Here is a 17,936-nt window from a genome sequence, read left to right as displayed (position 1 = left end):
CAGTTCGGAATCGTTCCGAATTGGTTGGGGCTATTATTTTGCGTAATAATGGTCAACTAGATTGCAATTTGGCCGCGTTCAATTTCCTGCAGCGTCCCGTCTTTGGTCAAAATCGCGCCAAAAGACTTGGCGTTCACGCTAAATGCGGTTTCCGCGACGGTTAACTGGGTGTTAATCTGGGCGTCAAGGTAGTGCTGCGGCCCCAACTGGTGGAGGTTGCGCACCAGTAGCTGCTGGGCGTTTGGGTATTCGGGCGGGGGACAGGCGATGACCGTCACCTTGCCCGGATCGGGCTCTAAGAACTGCTTATCGTACATGCCGTACCCATCGTTTGTGAACGCGTGCGCGGCGATCTTACCATCGTCATTAATCCCGGCAAGAACGATTGTCGCCACGGGCCCGGCGCCGGCGTCCCCGTGATTCAGCACGTAATAACGCACGGTTTTGGTCATGTACGTGCGCAGGTATTCCTCGATTGTCCGCCAACTAAGCGGGAGCGTCGTGTTCTCCAGGTTGTGCCAGAACTCAATCAGCGGGTCCTGATAGCCGCCGCCGAGGATGATGAACCGGTCGTCAAAAACGCGGAACTTCTTGAACGCTTCGTAGTAGATTGCCCCGTCCGGCGACGAGATGCGCCCGTCGGAGACAACCGAGCACTCGTTTTGCGTTAGAACTGCGGTGACTAAGCTCATGTCCAACACCTCGGAATTAATTGGAAAAAAACCGACAAGAAATGATTTCTTGCCGGTTTTAGACGCTTCAACGTGCAAAGCGCAGCCATAGTGCTGACTGCTGAAAGTGCAATAGGCGGGATTTGAACCCGCGACCGATGGTTTAGAAGACCATTGCTCTATCCAACTGAGCTACTATTGCGAACGCATACTAGTATATGGAAAAATCATGCTGATTGTCAATGCAGAAAACGGCGCGGGGCCCAAATTTGCGGGAATGGGCGCTTGCGAATCGGGTGCGCCGAAATCTCGGCCTTTTTTCACGCCGATTTGCCCCTGATACTTGCCCAAAGGTACCGCGGGGCATACACTAAAATTAATCTACATTAGAATCTGAAAAGAGGAACATTATGCATCTTAATCAATTTGCTCGTTTGAACCCAGATTATGCCACCAAAAAGGCTGAATTAAGCGCACTCGGCCTGCCAGTGACGGCTGACGACTTGGCCGCATTGGCGCAGGCCTACTATGAAGCTTTTGAACCAGCCGCATTCAGTGACACCGCCAAGTTCGAGGCACTTAGCGAGCGTGCCGCCAGCAAGACTGCGGATTTGGCTAGCTTCCTTGAGACCAAGCCTGAACGCATCGACCGCGAAACCTTCTACACCATCGGGTTGCAGTACCTCGGTTTTGAGGCTGGCATCGATTTTGATTACGGGAGCGCGATTAGCTTCATGACCAAGACCGGCCTGCCGGTTGTCGCCGAAGACATTGCCACCCAGGACGAATTACTCGCGGCCTTTTACCTGCTGCTGAACACGCGGACCAAGCACCTGGTTGTGCTCATTGATGCACTGGCGGCCAAGGGTTTCTTGCGCGAGCAGCAAGGCGATTTCAAGTTCTTCAACGGCAAGACGCTGCCGACGTTCGACACGCACAAGGTGATTCGCGAGCGGGTGTGGATTGAGTCCGACCTGGACACGGATGGCGACGGTAAGCGCGACATGTTGGAAACGACGATATTCCGTCCGGGTGAAACGAATTCGGGTGTGACAGTGCCGGCACTGTTGACGGCGAACCCGTATTTTCGCGGTACCAACGACGTCACGGCGGTCACGCACACGCCGGAGCCAGAGCTGGCCGTTAAGCCGGCCCGCACCCAGGCCAAAGCACCGGCCGACCAGCCGCTTGATTTACCCCGGCGCACTGCAACCGGCACTGCAACTCAGGCCGCGGCGTACGGCGACGAGGACGGGATTTATTCGCTGAACGATTACTTCCTGGCGCGCGGTTTCGCAACGGTTTATTCTGCCGGTGTCGGCACGCGCGGATCGGACGGTCTGCGGAGCACTGGTGGCCCGGACGAGACCGCAAGTGCGGTGGCCGTGATTGAGTGGCTCGGCGGCAGTCGGCGCGCATTCACCACGCGCACCGGTACAACCGAAATCAAGGCGTGGTGGTGCAACGGCAGTGTTGCCATGACCGGCAAATCCTACCTCGGGACGCTCGCAATTGCGGCGGCCACGAGTGGGACCCCGGCGCTCAAGACCGCCATTTCTGAGGCCGCAATCTCCAGCTGGTACGATTACTACCGGGAAAACGGACTGGTGGTTGCACCAGGCGGCTTTCAGGGCGAGGACACGGACGTACTGGCGGTGGACACGTACTCCCGGCTGAAGGCAGCGGGGGATGCGAACAAGGTGGACGCCAAGTGGCAGCAGCGCCTCGCGGATTTGGCCGCGGGACAGGACCGCAAGTACGGGGACTACACCCCATTTTGGGATGCCCGCAATTACCGGAACAACGCGGCGAACATCAAGTGTGACATCATTAGTGTGCACGGCCTCAATGACTGGAACGTTAAGCCGCGCAACGTGATTGAGTTCCACAAGGCGGTGGCGAACCTGCCAATCCGCCACAAGCTGTACCTGCACCAGGGGCAGCACGTTTACCTGAACAACATTTTGTCGCTTGATTTTACCGACCAGATGAACTTGTGGCTGAGCAATAAGCTGCTCGGCGTTGACAACCACGCCGTCGACACGCTGCCCGACGTGACAATTCAAGATAACGTGGAACCAGAGACCTGGATCATCGAACCTGACTTTGGTACCGGCGCCGGCATTGGCAGCAAGACCATCAAGCTGGGTGCGGGTGAAACAACCTTCACGGACCACAGCACCGCTGAGTTCAAGGCCAACGAGGATACGAGTGACGGATTTGAGGACAAAATCATTGAGCCAGAATCCATCTACGCTGATTCGCGGGTGGTATTGCCACTTGCAAAGCTCGACCACGATTTGGTGCTGGAGGGCACGCCGCACCTGCGCCTTACCCTCAGCATTGACGCGCTGTCAGCAATCACCAGTGTGCGGCTGGTTGATCTGGGGACGGCCAAGCGGTTCACCAAAACGGCCAGCACCGTTGAGATGAGCGGTTACCCGCTCGGCTATGACTTTAAAACCAGCAGCATTCTTGAGTTTAAGCCGGCGACAACCGCCACGAATGCGAAGCTGATTACCTTTGCCCACGCCAACACGCAGAACCCAAAGAGCCCGGCGGTGTCAATCACGACCGAACCGGGGCAGCCAATCACGCTGGAGCTGGATCTGCAGCCAACGCGGTACCACTTACCGGCGGGCCGCACCCTGGCGCTCATCGTTCACGGCGCGGATCAGGCGCAGACAATTCGCCCAGTGCGTGAGGTGACGTACACAATCAACCTGGCGGACAGTGAGTTAACCCTCCCTGTTCGCGAAGGCAAATAACGCGCCGCCGAAATTTCAATTATCTAGTTGACTTTCAGAAAGCACTTGGTCTACACTAGCCCTATCAAATCTTCCGGTCATAGTAGTGCGGTCCAGGGAGGACGGTCACCGATTGCAAGCCGTCCCAGGTCACGAATCCAAGCCGGAATCAGCGCGCAGGCGCAAACAAGATTAATATTCTAGGAAAAGTGTGGAGCGCTGCTTCAAACGAGGATGGTACCGCCCAGCGATGGGTGCCTCGGTTGAAGTGGCGCTTTTTTTAAAGCAAATGCCAGATGTAGCAGGAGGGTAACCATGAGCAGCAAACGTTTAATTCATTATGGCCGGGTGGTCGTTAAAATAGGCACAAGCAGCCTGATTCACCCAAAGACGGGCAAGGTCAACCTGCTAACGATTGACCGGCTTGCCTACACGCTGTCTGCGCTGAACAACCAGGGCGTGCAAGTGCTGCTAGTGTCCTCTGGCGCAATTGGCGTCGGGCTCGACCGCATGCACATGCAAAAGCGGCCGGCCGCCATCGCCGAGCAGCAGGCACTGGCGGCGATTGGCCAGCTGGAGCTGATGAACCTGTACTCCCAGCGCTTTAGTGATTACGGCACCCAGATTGGCCAACTGCTGCTGACACACGACACGTTCGATTATCCGGTGAGCCGCCAGCACGTGTTCGACACGATTGATGCACTGCTCGCTAAGAACGTGATTCCGGTAATCAACGAAAACGACTCGGTGGCCACGGACGAGATGGACCACCACACGACTTTTGGGGATAACGACCAGCTGGCGGCGATTGTGGCCACCCAGGTGGGGGCAGACACGTTGATTGTTCTCTCCGACATCGACGGCCTGTACGACCGCGACCCCAATAAGTTCAGCAACGCCCACCTGATGACTGAAGTCGAGCACCTGTCGGACAAGGTCCTGATGGGCGCGGGTGGCAGTTCCACCCGGTTTGGCACGGGCGGCATGGTAACGAAGCTGCGCGCTGCGGAGCGGATGATTAACAGCGGCGGGCAAATGGTTTTGGCCAGTGGTGCGGATCCGCGCGTGATTCTGCGCATTCTGGCTGGCGAACGCATTGGCACTTGGTTTGGCGAAAACGTATTGGAGGCGGTTATCAGTGGCAACTAACGGTAATAATTTGCAGGTGATGGGTCAGGCAGCTAAGGACGCGGCGTACACAATCGCGCAGCTTAGTGCGGCCCAGAAGAATTCTGTGCTCGAACTGATGGCGGACAAACTGGTGGCGGCAACTGACGACATTCTTGCGGCCAACAAGGAAGACTTAGCCGGCGACCTGGTGGCGGCAAAATTCGTTGACCGCCTGCAGCTGACGGCAACCCGGGTGGCCGACATGGCCCAAGGCTTGCGGGATGTGGCCCAGCTGGCTGACCCCACCGCCAAAATTGACCGCGGCTGGACCACCGATGCTGGACTGCAGATTCTGCAGCAGCGCGTGCCCCTGGGCGTGGTGGGGATGATTTATGAAGCCCGGCCCAACGTGACCGTGGATGCGGCTGGCCTCTGCTTCAAGAGCGGCAATGCCGTGATCTTGCGTGGCGGCAAGGAGGCCATGCACAGCAATCAGGCGCTCGTTGCGGTCTTGCGGGCGGCACTGGCAGAATCCAGCCTGCCCGTCGATGCGGTTCAACTAATCACGAATCCAAGCCACGAACTGGCCGGTGAGTTCATGCACTTGAACGAATACCTCGACGTGCTGATTCCGCGCGGTGGTGCCGGCCTCATCAAGGCCGTGGTTAACCAGGCCACGGTGCCGGTGATTGAAACTGGTGCCGGCAATTGCCACATTTATGTCGATGCCACTGCGGACCTCGGCATGGCGCGTGCAATCACGATTAACGCCAAGGTGCAGCGTCCGTCTGTCTGCAACGCCGCCGAAAAACTGCTGGTGCACCGCGACGTTGCGGCCAGTTACGTGCCGGCGTTGGTCCAGGACCTGCGCGACCACGGGGTGGAAGTGCGCGGGGATGCCCGGGTCCAGGAATTGGTACCGGACGTGGTGCCAGCAACGGCGGATGATTGGGACACGGAGTACAATGACCTAATTATGGCCGTGAAGGTGGTTGATTCTGAGGACGAGGCGATTGCCCACATCAACGCCCACAACACGCACCACTCCGAAACAATCATCACCCAAAACATCAACGCGGGCCGTTATTTCCAGCAGCGCGTTGATGCGGCGTGTGTCTACGTCAACGCCTCCACCCGCTTTACTGACGGGATGGAATTTGGCTTCGGCGCTGAAATCGGCATCAGCACCCAAAAGCTCCACGCCCGCGGGCCGATGGGGCTGAGCGCGCTGACGACCATCAAGTACGTCATCACCGGTGACGGGCAGATTCGCCAGTAACGCAAAATATGGTTAATGCAACTACGATAATTGCATGATTGACTCCAGCAACAATTAATCCCCGCAAGTAAAATGCCGCAAAATCGGGCTTTTACTTGTGGGGATTTCATTTTTGGGCGGGTTGCCTGTTAAACTGGTTGCGTTGAGTAAACAGGGGGTGTCCGTGTGGAATTTGTGTTGCGCACAGTCATTGACGGCCAAAGAGTGTGGTTCTGGTGGACGCACAACCGGCTGCACGCGTCCAAGGAGACGGTCTTGCCGATTGTGGCCCGGGCCGCGCAGGCGGTGGATGCTGATCTTAGTTATGGAAGTGATGCGTACTGGTTATTACTTGCGACCTATGCCTGCGAGGTGACCCTTATGCCAACCGCGGAATTTCTTGGTCCGCTATCCGCGCTTGACGAATTGAGTCAGTGACTTGTTAGCCGAAAAAAGCTGTGGTAACCTTGAGTTCCTTGGCAGGGGCACCCAATCGGTCGGGCGAATTGCTTGAATCAGCGAATTTCCCGTGCTTGCAGCCGGCAACTTTGTTTGTCGCCGGCAAGTGCCAGTGTTCGCAAGTTCGATTGGGACCGTCCGTGACAGTTGTTACGGACGAAAAAGGACCGCAAGTTTTTACTTGCGGTCCTTTTTTAACTTATTGTTGTTGCTAGATGCGGCCGCTGCGAACGTACGCGCGCAGTATGTACAACCCGGCGATGATGGCAATCATCCAGACGGTCAGTAGCAGGCTGAAAACGCTGAAACCGAACAGTTTGAACGCGATAATCATGATGCTGAGGACAATGATGCCCGCAACTATCAGGTTCAACGGTTCAGCGAGGCGCGCAATGACAACTGCCAGCAGGCCGGTCACAACTAGAAAAATGAGCAAATCAATTAACATACTGTCCTCCCGTATGCGCTGCTTCGCGCGAAAAAACACTCTGCGTGCAGTATATACGAACTTGTCAAAACGGACAAGTCAGAACTAGACACTTAAAGGTCGGATTGGTATACTTTTACATGGTAGTTTAGGAGGTGAACCATCATGTTATCAAATCATCCACACCGCGTTGACCCGCGGATTAAGAAGACCGAATTACGGCTTCGACGCGCATTGTTCCAAAACCTTGCGCAGGCGCCCATCAACCGCTTGAGTGTTGCGACGATCACTGAGACGGCAGGAATAACGCGCGGGACTTTTTATCAGCATTATGCAGACAAGGACGATTTCATTGATGCGGTTCGCCACGACACGGTCACAGACTTCATCGCCGCAAGTGTGTATAGTCAAAGAGATGATCATACACAGATTCCCCGATTGCACGTGCGCCGGGCGCTAGAGTATTTGCGGCGTGAAGACAATGGTTTTGCCGTCCTGTTCCAAAATGACACGGAACCATTCATCGACGTGCTGACGCAGGAACTCACGGACGCGATTATGCGCTTTGCGGTCAGTCACAAGCGCCCCGCAACTGCCACGCTGAACCTGCGCGACCTTGCCGCTGTTGCCAGTGTGATCGACGTTGCTATTTTTAAGAATTGGGTGGATAAGAGTAGCAACTGGCAAGCTGATTACGTAGCGCACCTCATTCAGGAAGCAAGTGATTTTGCACCCGAAGAGGGGATGGGACTGCGTGAGTTCTACTGTTAGTAAGATTGTTAGCTGAACAAAGTTGGGTAAGTAATCGGGTAAGTATTCGGGCGCAGCGCTGCGAGTGGACTTGGCCGATTTTTTTGTTGCTCTGCGTTAATTAAACTGGCATAGTTGAACCAACGCAAACCAAACTTTTCCTATCAGTATAGTGCAGGTGATCAGCTGAGCCGGTCGCCGGCAGGGGATGAGTAATGGAAATTTTCAGGAAAAGCTTGCTTAATGGGCTGGTTATGGTAAAATATCAACGTTGTATTTGTCACCCTACATCTGCAACCGCTCGTAGATAGGCATTAAGCGCAAGCACCTATCGCGGCGAGTAATCAGGGAATCAGCCCATTGGGCACGTAGGAGGTGTACACATGTACGCTATTATCAAGACTGGCGGCAAGCAGTACAAGGCAGAGGCCGGTAAGGCTATCTACGTCGAAAAGCTCGACGCAGAAGAAGGCGCAACCGTAACCTTTGACCAGGTCATCCTTGTCGGCGGCGACGAAACCAAGATTGGCACGCCCGTTGTTGAAGGTGCTACCGTAACCGGTAAAGTTGAAAAACAGGGCCGGGAAAAGAAGGTTGTTACTTACAAGTACAAGCCTAAGAAGCACCAGCACCAGAAGAAGGGTCACCGTCAGCCATACACGAAAGTTACGATTGACGCAATTAACCTTTAATTCTATCTCACGGAGTAATCCGTAATCATCCTAAACATGGAGGTGTACAACATCATGGAAATGCAGAATCTTGAATTCCTCTCCCACCACAAAGGGGGCGGTTCTACTTCTAACGGCCGTAACTCAGCAGGTCGGCGTCTTGGCAGCAAGCGCGCTGATGGTCAGTTCGTTAAGGCTGGTAACATCCTCTACCGTCAGCGCGGTACGAAGATTCACCCAGGGACGAACGTTAAGATCGGTGGCGACGACACGCTCTTTGCAGTTGCAGACGGTATCGTTAAGTTCGAACGTCTCGGCCGCGACAAGAAGCAGGTTTCCGTTTACCCAGTGGAAGCTTAATTAGCTGATAAAACGCTCCCCTCGTGGAGCGTTTTTTTATTGGCGGGGCATTGCGGCGTTGTTGCCGTGCCCGTTTAGGCGTATTATTTTACGTAAAGATGCATCTTGCTCAACTGGCAGTACCAGTTGACTTAATTCCCGCAATTTTGCGGTTACCGAAGTAGTTGGCCCCGGCCAATTATTTCCATGGAGAATGCTATGAACCGAGTTAATGTTTTCGCTAAAGAACTAGACAGGTTAAGTGCACGAAGCACCCAGATGGCCCCGCCCGTTAAGTAGGTTTATTGCCTGCATGATGGTGCGTGACTCCGGTGTTTTTGTGTGCGTGCCGTGCGTAACCCGCTGCCCCCTGGGCGTCGGTATTGCTTGCGCGTGGTAGTTGCTTTTGTTACCATAAAAACAGAATGTAATCTTGGAGGATTCGCATGATTTCAGTAAATGATTTTAAGAACGGATTGACCATTGAAGTCGACAATGACCTTTGGCGCATTGTCGAATTCCAGCACGTTAAGCCAGGTAAGGGTAGCGCCTTTGTGCGTTCGACCCTGAAGAACTTACGTACCGGTGCCGTTCAGGAAAAGACCTTCCGTTCTACCGAAAAGGTTGAGAAGGCGCAGATTGACACCAAGAAGATGCAGTACCTTTACGCAGATGGCGACCAGTACAACTTCATGGATAATGAAACGTACGAACAGATTGCCCTCGAAAAGGATCAGCTTGGCGATGCGCTGAAGTACCTGAAGGAAGAAATGGTGGTCACCATCATCATGCACGGCAATGAAACCCTTGGGATTGAAATGCCTAAGACAGTTGACTTGACCGTTACCGCAACCGAACCTGGGATTCGCGGGAACACCAGTTCAGGCGGTTCCAAACCAGCAACGCTCGAAACCGGGCTTGTGGTTAACGTTCCGTTCTTCATCAACGAAGGCGACGTGCTCACCATTAACACGTCTGACGGTTCATACATTTCCCGCGCCTAATTAGTTTGGTACCGGGTATTTAGTAGAAAAAGCACAACGAGCATTGCACCAGTTGCAGTGCCAATCATGAGGAGGTTGCGTTATGGCTGAAGATACAAACATCATTTTGACCGGACGTGACGACGAAGGCACAATTGAGATTGCGCCAGAAGTTGTCGAAGTCATTCTTGGCATTGCAGCTGTCGGGGTCGACGGTGTGTACCAGATGCGTGGAACGCTTGCGTCTAGTATTAACCAGTTGTTCGGACGGGAAAATCGGGGTAAGGGTGTCACCTTGCACCTTGAAGACGGTCGTCTGAGCGCCGATGTGTACGTATACCTTAATTACGGCGTGTCCGTGCCTAAGGTGGCCCTCGAGATGCAGGAAACATTGCGCGAACAACTCCTGTACATGACTGACCTGGAACTGGCTGAAGTCAACGTTCACGTTGTCGGGGTCGTACCCGAAAAAATTGCCAAAATTGACCCTAAAGACCTATTTGAAGATACCGAAGATACCGAGGATGACGAATAATGCTCACTCGACATGCAATCCGCGAAGCAGCTTTCCAGACGCTCTTCGCCATTGACGCTAATCCCGATGCTGATCGGGAAATGACTTACACGGCAGTTCTGCCGGAAGATGAACCAATTCCTAGTTACCTAATCAGTCTGGTTGATGGGGTGCTTGCCCACAAGGACGAATTGGATCAAGAGCTTAGCGGCCACCTGAAAAAGGGTTGGAGTCTTGGGCGTCTGTCCAAAACCAGCTTGGTTATCATGCGGCTAGGTCTTTACGAAATTCAGTTTGAGAGCGACCTGCCAGACAAGGCGGCGCTGAACGAAGCCATTGAGCTCGGGAAGAAATTCGCCGATACTCAGACTGCCGGGTTTATCAACGGTATACTGGCCAACTTCATCCGCCCAGCGGAAGCTCAAGCGTAACGGCCCAAGACCGGGGGTGGGGGTGAACCCCGCCCCCGGTTTTTTACATATTATTGATTCAGTCAGCACCATTTGTGGCATTTTTTGCGTAATCTAAACACGTCGACTACTGGGACCAAGCCACAGTTTGCCCGGTCGGCTACGTTAAGGGGGAGCAACATGCAGCCAAGTGACTATTTAACCGTAACGGCGCTCACGACCTACATCGCCCGCAAGTTCAGCGCGGACCCGTACATGCGGCAGGTCTACGTCGCCGGTGAAGTGTCCAATTTTCGCAAGCGCGCGGGGCATCAGTATTTCTCGCTGAAGGACGACGGCGCCAAAATCAACGTGGCCATGTTCAAGAGCGCCTTTGCGAAGGTGAAATTCGAGCTGGAAGACGGCATGCGCGTCCTTGCCGTGGGGCGCATCGGCGTTTATCCGCCCAGCGGTAATTACCAGATGACCATCGAACGCCTGGAACCCGACGGCATTGGTGCGCTCTACGCTGCTTTCCAGCAATTGAACACTAACCTGCAAAAAGAAGGACTATACGATATTCACAACGCGTGGCCGCTACGGCAATATCCACGTCGCGTGGCGGTTGTGACTAGCCCCAGTGGTGCGGTTATTCAGGACATCATGACGACGGTCAAACGGCGGTACCCGCAACTGGAAATCGTCCTGTTCCCGGCCTTGGTCCAGGGGGATGCGGCGGCCGATGACATTGTCGCCCAGCTACAAAACGTTGACCGGGTCGGGAAGTTCGATGCCGTCATCGTGGGCCGTGGTGGTGGTTCAATTGAAGACTTGTGGCCATTCAACGAGGAGCGGGTCGCCCGCGCGATTGCGGCGATGCACATCCCCGTCGTGTCGTCTGTTGGTCACGAAACGGACGTGACCATCGCCGATTACGTCGCCGATTACCGAGCAGCAACCCCGACGGCCGCGGCCGAGTACGTTACGCCGGTGACCAAGGTGCAGGCTGCACTTAACCTGCAGAAGTTAACCGACCGCCTAATCCGGGCGCAGAATGCCATCTTACAACAAGATCGCGCGCGGCTGGACCGGGCCCGGGGAAGCGTCATGTTGACGCAGCCGGACCGCCTGTACGATAACTACCTGCAGCGCGTCGATCAGTTGCGTACGCGTCTTGGCGCCACGGTGCCCCGCGGGCTAACGCAAAGTGCCAGTCAGTTGGAGTATCTGCAAAAGCGCCTGGCGCACACCAACCTGGTGCCGCGCATTGCCCAAGCCCAGTTGCACACGCAGGATTTGCAGCGGCGCAGTGAGCAGGCAATGGTCAAGATGCTCACCCAGCTGCGACAGAAGATTCAGGCGGATGTCGATGGCCTCGACCACCTGAGTCCCCTGAAGACGATGGCGCGCGGATACGCATTCGTGACCGATAAGCAGGGTGAATTAGCCCAAGCAACTAAGGACTTTGCGGTTGGCGCCGACGTCACAATTCACGTGGCGGATGGGACAATCGGTGCGCGGGTGCAGAGCGTTCAGGAAGAAAAGAGTGTCCACTAAGGACTGGAGGAAGACCATGGCAGATCAGAAACCAACTTTTGAAGAGAACTTGCAGCAGCTGGAAGACATCGTCAATCAGCTCGAAAAGGGTGACGTGCCGCTGGAACAGGCAATGAGTCAGTTCCAGGCCGGTGTCAGTTTGGCCAAGGAACTCGACAAGACCTTGAAGGAAGCTGAAGCAGCCGTTGCCAAGGTGATGACTGAAGACGGGGAGCTGAAGACATTTGACCCAAACGCAGACGCTAAGTAACTTTGCGCAGGCAAACTTGCCGGCGCTGACGCGTTACATGGACGCAGAGCTGCGCGCCAGCCACGATGCCCGCCTTGCAAACGCGATGGCGTACTCACTTGATGCGGGGGGCAAACGCTTGCGGCCGCTGCTGGTGCTGGCCACCGCGGCGGCGTTTGGCGCGCCGGTGGTTGCCGCCTATCCCGCAGCCGCCGCAATCGAGTTTGTCCACACGTACTCGCTCATTCACGATGACTTGCCCGCAATGGACAATGCCGATTTGCGCCGCGGCCGGGCAACCAGTCACGTACAGTTCGACGAAGCCACGGCGATATTGGCCGGGGATGCGCTCCTAACCGATGCATTTCGGCTGGCCAGTTCGGGTAGTCTGCCCGCTGCCACGCGACTTGCACTCGTGAATGAGCTGGCGACTGCCGCTGGTTCGCCCGGGATGGTTGCTGGCCAGATGATGGACATGGAGGGCAGCCACCGGGATCTGGACGCTGCAGCGCTAAGTGCGTTGCACCGGCACAAGACGGGAGCGCTGCTGCGGGCGGCGGTGGCCATGGGTGCCGCTGTGGCGGGCGTTGACCAGGCGGACCGGGTGCAACTTGATGCCTTTGCCGCCGCGTTTGGGCTGGGTTTCCAGATTAAGGACGACATTGAGGACGTGACCGAGACCGCCGCGCAACTGGGCAAGAGCAACAGCCAGGACGCGGCGAACGCCAAGACGACGTACGTAACGTTGTACGGACTGACCGGTGCACGGCAGCAATTAAGGGCGCAATACGAGCAAGCACGGTCAGCCCTGACCAAACTGGATGCGGACACGAGCGTGCTTGCGGCGATTGCGGATTACCTCGCGTAAGAAAGGAATTCTTGTGAAAGAACGAGTAGATGTACTGGCGGTTGGCCAGGGACTGTTTGAATCCCGTGAACAAGCAAAACGGGCAATTATGGCCGGTGAAGTGTACGACCAGAATAACGAGCGCCTGGATAAGCCGGGCGTGAAAATCGCCGCGGATAGTGAATTGCACGTTAAGGGGAAGAAACTGCCTTACGTGAGCCGCGGGGGCCTCAAGTTGGCCAAGGCGCTCACTAGCTTCGGGATCGACGTGAGCGGCGAAACGGTGCTGGACATTGGCTCCAGCACTGGCGGCTTCACCGATGTTTGCCTCCAAAACGGGGCCAAGCAGGTTTATGCGCTCGACGTTGGGACGAACCAACTGGTCTGGAAACTGCGCAGTGACGAGCGCGTCCACGTGATGGAACAGACCAACTTCCGCTACGCCAAGCCGGAAGACTTCACCTTTGGCCAGGTTGAGTTCGCCGTGACCGATGTTTCCTTCATCTCCCTCAAGCTGATTTTGCCACCACTGCGTCCGATTCTGAAGCAGGACGGTTACGCCGTGGCCCTGATCAAGCCGCAATTCGAGGCGGGGCCCGACAAGGTTGGTAAGCACGGGATTGTGAAGGATGAAGAGGTGCACCGCGAAGTGCTGGAGACCATCGTCAATTTTGCCGTCGAAACGGGCTACACTGTCCGCGGGCTGGATTTCTCCCCAATCAAGGGGGGCGAAGGGAACATTGAGTTCCTGATTTGGCTCCAGAACACGCCAGAAGGGGCAATCGCCAAGGAAGTGGACATCGATGCGGTGCTGGACGCCGCGCACGGGACGCTTGATTAAATGCGACTTTACCCAAGTCATCTTGGCAACCAATTGACGAGTGGCCACGCATAATATACATGCATATTATGCGCTAATCTGTTATTCTTATGCATAGATAATAACTGTGCTTGGCCCCACTTCTGGCCTGACTTTGGTCGGTTCAGAAATGGGAGTGTCCAAGCACTGGGAGGTAAGTTTTATGCCAAAGCAAACGCGCCAAGAAATTATTCGCTCAATTCTGACTACCAACGTGGTGGAAACCCAAGATCAATTGGTTAAGCTCCTTCTCGATGCCGGTGTTGCGGTGACTCAGGCCACCGTGTCGCGGGACATCAAGGACATGGCGCTCGTTAAAGTGCCGATTGAAGCTGGCCGCTACCGTTACAGCATGCCCATCGCCCGCACCGAAACCGCGGGGAAGGGTGACCGCGTGATTGTCTCCGCACTCCGCAACGTTGAGGTGCAGGACTACTTCGTTAACCTTGAACTCACTCCCGGGAGCGGGCCGGCCGTTGCGAGCTTGATTGCCTCACACAACGATGACCGCATTTTTGCCACCATTCCCACCGATGCCAGCATTCTGGTTATTGCCCGGTCCGCCAGTGCGGCCCAGGAATTAGCGGCTGAATTGCGCATGGTGCTTGATTAGACAATCTGACAGGAGGGCTGACCTTGCTACAGGAATTAGTCATTCATGATTTTGCTATCATTGAATCACTCGATTTGAGTTTTGAGCGGGGGATGACTGCACTAACCGGGGAAACTGGGGCCGGGAAGTCAATCATCATCGATGCCGTATCGCTGCTTGCGGGTGCCCGTGGTTCCAGCGAGTTCATCCGGACCGGGGCCAAGAAGGCGACGCTGCAGGGGATGTTCTTCGCGGCGGATAACGATCACACCAAGGCAGAACTGGCCAAGTACGACCTGGAACTCGATGGTGGGCAGGTCCTGCTGGAACGGGACCTGTACGCCAGTGGCCGCAACGTTTGCCGTGTGAACGGCCAGCTCGTCAACACGAGCACGCTGCGGGCAATTGGGGAAACCCTGGTGGATATTCACGGCCAAAATGAGCACCAGGAGTTAACCAAGCCAGAAAGTCACGTGCACTTACTGGACCAATTCGGTGGTGCCGGCGTGCAAAACTTGCTGAGCCAGTACACCCAGGTCTTTGCCACGTTCCAGAAACGGGCCGCGGCGCTGCGCAAGAAGAACGCTAATGAGCAGGAATGGGCGCAGCGGCTGGACATGCTGCGGTTTCAGGTTGACGAAATCAGTGCGGCCAACTTAACGCCAACGATTGAGGATGAATTGGAAGTTGAACATGAACGTTTAGCCAACTTCCAGCGAATTCAGGACAGTCTGGCCGAGGCTTACGGTGCGTTAAGCGGCGATGAGTTCAACCCACTCGACGCGGTGGGCACGGCTCAGTCAACGATGGCCGATATCGGCAACTTGGATCCGGCGTACGCGGAAATCGCGGAGAACATCGCCAGCGCCTACTACACGTTGCAGGATGCCCAGAATGATATTTCCCGCCAGATTGATGGTCTTGAGTGGGACGAGGGCCGCCTGCAAGAAGTCGAAGAGCAGCTCGATACCCTGCAGCAACTGCGCCGCAAGTACGGTGACACGATTGAGGACGTCATCGCGTACGGTAAGAGTGCCCAGAAGGAACTTGCCAGCATGGAAGCCACGGAAGCCGACGCAACTGGGCTTGAAGAGCAGGTTGAAGCGCTGCGGGGGCAGGTCGTCGATTTGGGCGCTCAGCTCACGGCGGCGCGGCACAAGGCGGCGGAAAAGCTGGAGGCGGCGGTTCACGAGCAGCTCAAGGCCCTGTACATGGCCAAGACCGTGTTCACCGTCCACTTTGCCCCAATGCCCGAGGATGAGTATTCTGCATTCGGCCACGACAGCATCGAGTTCTACATTCAGCCCAACCCAGGTGAACGCTCACAGCCACTGGCCAAGATTGCAAGTGGTGGGGAATTGTCCCGAATCATGCTGGCGCTGAAGACGATTTTCGCCGAATCTGACGGGGTCACCAGTATTATTTTCGATGAAGTAGATACGGGTGTGTCTGGGCGCGTGGCGCAAGCAATTGCCAACAAGATTGTGACCATCGCGGCCCAGTCACAGGTATTGTGCATCACGCACCTGCCGCAAGTGGCGGCGATGGCGAACCATGAGTACAAGATTGGCAAGCGCGTTGTGAACGGCCGCACCCAGAGCACGGTGACGCCACTGTCTGAAACTGCGCGGGTTGACGAACTGGCCCGCATGCTTGCGGGTGAAGAGATCACCGACCTGACGCGGCAGCACGCACAGGAATTGCTCAGGATGGCGGATCAGACCCGCGCTAAACTTGTTCATAAGTAGTAAAAAAATCCCCGATGTTGCAGCAAGAGCTGTGACATCGGGGACTTTTAATGAACTGTGCTGATACCGGCGGCGCGGGGAACTAGGCGAGCCGCTGGATGAAGGTGCATGAAGCAAGGGGAACGATGTGGTCGACCTTCCCGTTTTGATCCCGCAGCAGCAGGGTTCCTTCGCTGAGGGTATGGCTGAAGTGGCCGATGATGGAGACCGGCTGATTATTGAGGGTGACAGCAACAATCATGTGTTTGCGCAGAGCCTGCTTGGCAAACAGCTCAATCTGGGATTGGGGCATGGTTATTTCCGGTTCATCGATGGCGAATAACTGTCTGTATGAGGAGCGAATGGTTGCTTCAACTCGTGACAAAGTGCTGCGCTGCATATCCATGATTGTTTTCCTCCGAACATCTGTTTGATAAATACAGTATACGAACAGGCGTTCTAAAATGCAACCCCAAAGGCGAAAAAATGTTCGCTATTTTTTGTGTGAATAAATCAACTGGGGGAGGGACGGCAAGCAACTCTGGTCGCAATCAGTGACTTTCTGAATCACCGTCAATATCGTGGACCATTATTTGAAAACCAGCGGCCTTATTTTACTGGTAAATACGTTAAATACTTGCGTTTAGGGCCAAATTGGCGCAAAATGGACGGATACGTAGACAGATTGGGAGGACTAAAAATGCCAGAACGGGGAATGCTAATCGTTCTGTCCGGACCATCAGGCGTCGGTAAAGGAACCGTACGCCAGGCAATGATGCAGTCTGGATTCCGCGACTTCAAATATTCCGTTTCAATGACGACCCGCAAAATGCGGCCAGGTGAAGTTGACGGGGTTGATTACTACTTCCGCACCAAGGAGCAGTTTGAACAAGAAATCGCTGACGGGCAGATGTTGGAATACGCGCAGTACGTGGGTAACTACTACGGCACGCCACTGCGGTACGTTAACGAAACACTCGATCAGGGACGCGATGTCCTACTCGAAATCGAAGTGAATGGTGCGATGCAGGTCCGGGCCAAGTGCCCAGATGCCGCCTTCATTTTTCTCACTCCCCCAGATTTGGGCGAACTGAAGCACCGCTTGGAAGGCCGGGGTACTGACGACAGTGCCACGATTGAAAAGCGCGTCCAAAAGGCTGTGGGTGAATTAAAGATGATGTCCAATTACGATTACGCGGTGGTCAACGATAAGGTTGATTTGGCCGTCGAACGCATCGAATCCATCATCAAGAGCGAACACCTTCGCGTTCAGCGGGTGCTCGACCACTACACAGAGATGCTGACGCACGCTAACTAAGTGTGCGCTGGTCCTAAGTTCTGCGTTATAATAACAGAGTATGATTTGTTTGGGGCGATTGCCCCGTTAAAAGGAGAATGCGACTATGATTGTTTACCCATCTATCGATAAGCTGCTGGCACACGTGCCATCCCGTTACTCACTTGCTGTGCTTGCAGCTAAGCGGGCACACCAGCTCGAGGCCGGTGAAATTCGCACCCTGTCAGAATACAAGTCGCCACGGACTGTTGGCCAGGCGCTTGAAGAAGTAGCAGCCGGCGACGTCATCATTGACCCAGCATCCAAGTTGCTCGAACGCGATGCTGAACGTCTCGACCGTGAAGAAGACGTGGAACGTGCACGTGAAGAAGACGGCGAATAAATAATTAGTGAGGGCGGGACGAAGGTCTCGCCCTCATTTTGTCTTGGTGGGTAGGGGCCGCGCCTGGGCGGGGCCGGTGCGCGTTCCGTGCGGCTGGGATTTTCCGTGCGGCCGGTTGAAGCCCCAAA

Annotated in this window: 21 protein-coding genes and 1 tRNA gene; 18 read left to right on the top strand and 4 right to left on the bottom strand. The window is 55.3% G+C overall.

From position 1 onward, the window contains the following. Window positions 1-56: 56 nt before the first annotated feature. On the bottom strand, window positions 57-692 hold the full coding sequence (locus EKN00_RS03095; protein ID WP_127848688.1) for a hypothetical protein: 636 nt from the start codon (window positions 690-692) through the stop codon (window positions 57-59). Between the two features lie 107 nt (window positions 693-799). Beyond that, window positions 800-873 (bottom strand) — tRNA-Arg (locus EKN00_RS03090). A gap of 208 nt (window positions 874-1,081) precedes the next feature. Between EKN00_RS03090 and EKN00_RS03085 the strand changes: the two genes are divergently transcribed. The 4 genes from EKN00_RS03085 to EKN00_RS03070 all read left to right on the top strand — a co-directional run bounded on the left by EKN00_RS03085 (window position 1,082) and on the right by EKN00_RS03070 (window position 6,224). Beyond that, complete coding sequence (locus EKN00_RS03085; protein ID WP_127848687.1) at window positions 1,082-3,439, top strand: Xaa-Pro dipeptidyl-peptidase; 2,358 nt, start codon at window positions 1,082-1,084, stop codon at window positions 3,437-3,439. A gap of 294 nt (window positions 3,440-3,733) precedes the next feature. Next, entirely contained in the window at window positions 3,734-4,567 is an 834-nt protein-coding gene (gene proB / locus EKN00_RS03080; protein WP_127848686.1) for a glutamate 5-kinase, read from the top strand. Next, window positions 4,557-5,807, top strand: a complete 1,251-nt coding sequence (locus EKN00_RS03075; protein ID WP_277749623.1) for a glutamate-5-semialdehyde dehydrogenase — start codon at window positions 4,557-4,559, stop codon at window positions 5,805-5,807. Before proB ends, EKN00_RS03075 begins: the two co-directional genes overlap by 11 nt. Before the next feature lie 165 nt (window positions 5,808-5,972). Beyond that, window positions 5,973-6,224: a hypothetical protein gene (locus tag EKN00_RS03070; RefSeq protein ID WP_127848685.1), complete on the top strand. Its 252-nt coding sequence runs from the start codon at window positions 5,973-5,975 to the stop codon at window positions 6,222-6,224. Between the two features lie 232 nt (window positions 6,225-6,456). Here the strand turns inward: EKN00_RS03070 and EKN00_RS03065 are convergent, their stop codons facing one another. Next, the gene (locus tag EKN00_RS03065) at window positions 6,457-6,693 is read right to left on the bottom strand and encodes a hypothetical protein (RefSeq protein WP_127848684.1); all 237 of its coding nucleotides are present in this window, start codon (window positions 6,691-6,693) and stop codon (window positions 6,457-6,459) included. A gap of 144 nt (window positions 6,694-6,837) precedes the next feature. Between EKN00_RS03065 and EKN00_RS03060 the strand changes: the two genes are divergently transcribed. The 12 genes from EKN00_RS03060 to recN all read left to right on the top strand — a co-directional run bounded on the left by EKN00_RS03060 (window position 6,838) and on the right by recN (window position 16,150). Then, complete coding sequence (locus EKN00_RS03060) at window positions 6,838-7,443, top strand: TetR/AcrR family transcriptional regulator (RefSeq protein WP_127848683.1); 606 nt, start codon at window positions 6,838-6,840, stop codon at window positions 7,441-7,443. A 362-nt stretch (window positions 7,444-7,805) separates the two neighbouring features. Continuing rightward, window positions 7,806-8,114: a 50S ribosomal protein L21 gene (gene rplU / locus EKN00_RS03055; RefSeq protein ID WP_127848682.1), complete on the top strand. Its 309-nt coding sequence runs from the start codon at window positions 7,806-7,808 to the stop codon at window positions 8,112-8,114. 54 nt (window positions 8,115-8,168) lie between these two features. Further along, a complete protein-coding gene (gene rpmA, locus EKN00_RS03050) occupies window positions 8,169-8,453 on the top strand; it encodes a 50S ribosomal protein L27 (RefSeq protein WP_127848681.1) in 285 nt (94 codons plus the stop codon). A gap of 425 nt (window positions 8,454-8,878) precedes the next feature. Then, entirely contained in the window at window positions 8,879-9,436 is a 558-nt protein-coding gene (gene efp / locus EKN00_RS03045; protein ID WP_127848680.1) for an elongation factor P, read from the top strand. An 82-nt stretch (window positions 9,437-9,518) separates the two neighbouring features. Continuing rightward, complete coding sequence (locus EKN00_RS03040; RefSeq protein WP_127848679.1) at window positions 9,519-9,950, top strand: Asp23/Gls24 family envelope stress response protein; 432 nt, start codon at window positions 9,519-9,521, stop codon at window positions 9,948-9,950. Next, window positions 9,950-10,360: a transcription antitermination factor NusB gene (gene nusB / locus EKN00_RS03035; protein ID WP_127848678.1), complete on the top strand. Its 411-nt coding sequence runs from the start codon at window positions 9,950-9,952 to the stop codon at window positions 10,358-10,360. Before EKN00_RS03040 ends, nusB begins: the two co-directional genes overlap by 1 nt. 159 nt (window positions 10,361-10,519) lie before the next feature. Next, window positions 10,520-11,875 carry an exodeoxyribonuclease VII large subunit gene (gene xseA / locus EKN00_RS03030; protein WP_127848677.1) on the top strand — a complete coding sequence of 452 codons (1,356 nt, stop codon included), beginning with the start codon at window positions 10,520-10,522 and terminating at the stop codon, window positions 11,873-11,875. A gap of 16 nt (window positions 11,876-11,891) precedes the next feature. Next, window positions 11,892-12,125 (top strand): exodeoxyribonuclease VII small subunit, encoded by a 234-nt coding sequence (locus EKN00_RS03025; RefSeq protein WP_127848676.1) that lies wholly within the window; start codon window positions 11,892-11,894, stop codon window positions 12,123-12,125. A gap of 37 nt (window positions 12,126-12,162) precedes the next feature. Then, complete coding sequence (locus EKN00_RS03020; protein WP_127848750.1) at window positions 12,163-12,972, top strand: polyprenyl synthetase family protein; 810 nt, start codon at window positions 12,163-12,165, stop codon at window positions 12,970-12,972. After that, window positions 12,926-13,792, top strand: a complete 867-nt coding sequence (locus EKN00_RS03015) for a TlyA family RNA methyltransferase (protein ID WP_127848675.1) — start codon at window positions 12,926-12,928, stop codon at window positions 13,790-13,792. The genes EKN00_RS03020 and EKN00_RS03015 overlap by 47 nt, the downstream gene beginning before the upstream one ends. Window positions 13,793-13,973: 181 nt before the next feature. After that, window positions 13,974-14,423, top strand: coding sequence for an arginine repressor (locus EKN00_RS03010; protein WP_164848002.1), 450 nt, complete (start codon window positions 13,974-13,976; stop codon window positions 14,421-14,423). A gap of 23 nt (window positions 14,424-14,446) precedes the next feature. After that, a complete protein-coding gene (gene recN / locus EKN00_RS03005; protein ID WP_127848673.1) occupies window positions 14,447-16,150 on the top strand; it encodes a DNA repair protein RecN in 1,704 nt (567 codons plus the stop codon). An 82-nt stretch (window positions 16,151-16,232) separates the two neighbouring features. On the opposite strand, the gene EKN00_RS03000 is transcribed toward recN, so the two are convergent. Next, complete coding sequence (locus EKN00_RS03000) at window positions 16,233-16,535, bottom strand: hypothetical protein (protein WP_127848672.1); 303 nt, start codon at window positions 16,533-16,535, stop codon at window positions 16,233-16,235. A 294-nt stretch (window positions 16,536-16,829) separates the two neighbouring features. On the opposite strand from EKN00_RS03000, the gene gmk reads away from it, so the two are divergent. After that, a complete protein-coding gene (gene gmk, locus EKN00_RS02995; protein WP_127848671.1) occupies window positions 16,830-17,447 on the top strand; it encodes a guanylate kinase in 618 nt (205 codons plus the stop codon). Between the two features lie 85 nt (window positions 17,448-17,532). Beyond that, the gene (gene rpoZ, locus EKN00_RS02990) at window positions 17,533-17,808 is read left to right on the top strand and encodes a DNA-directed RNA polymerase subunit omega (protein WP_127848670.1); all 276 of its coding nucleotides are present in this window, start codon (window positions 17,533-17,535) and stop codon (window positions 17,806-17,808) included. Window positions 17,809-17,936: the final 128 nt, after the last annotated feature.

The organism is Lacticaseibacillus hulanensis, from assembly GCF_004010095.1.
Classification (GTDB): Bacteria; Bacillota; Bacilli; order Lactobacillales; family Lactobacillaceae; genus Lacticaseibacillus; species Lacticaseibacillus hulanensis.
Note: the sequence above shows the minus strand (reverse complement) of the source record. Positions and strands in the feature narration are given on the sequence as shown.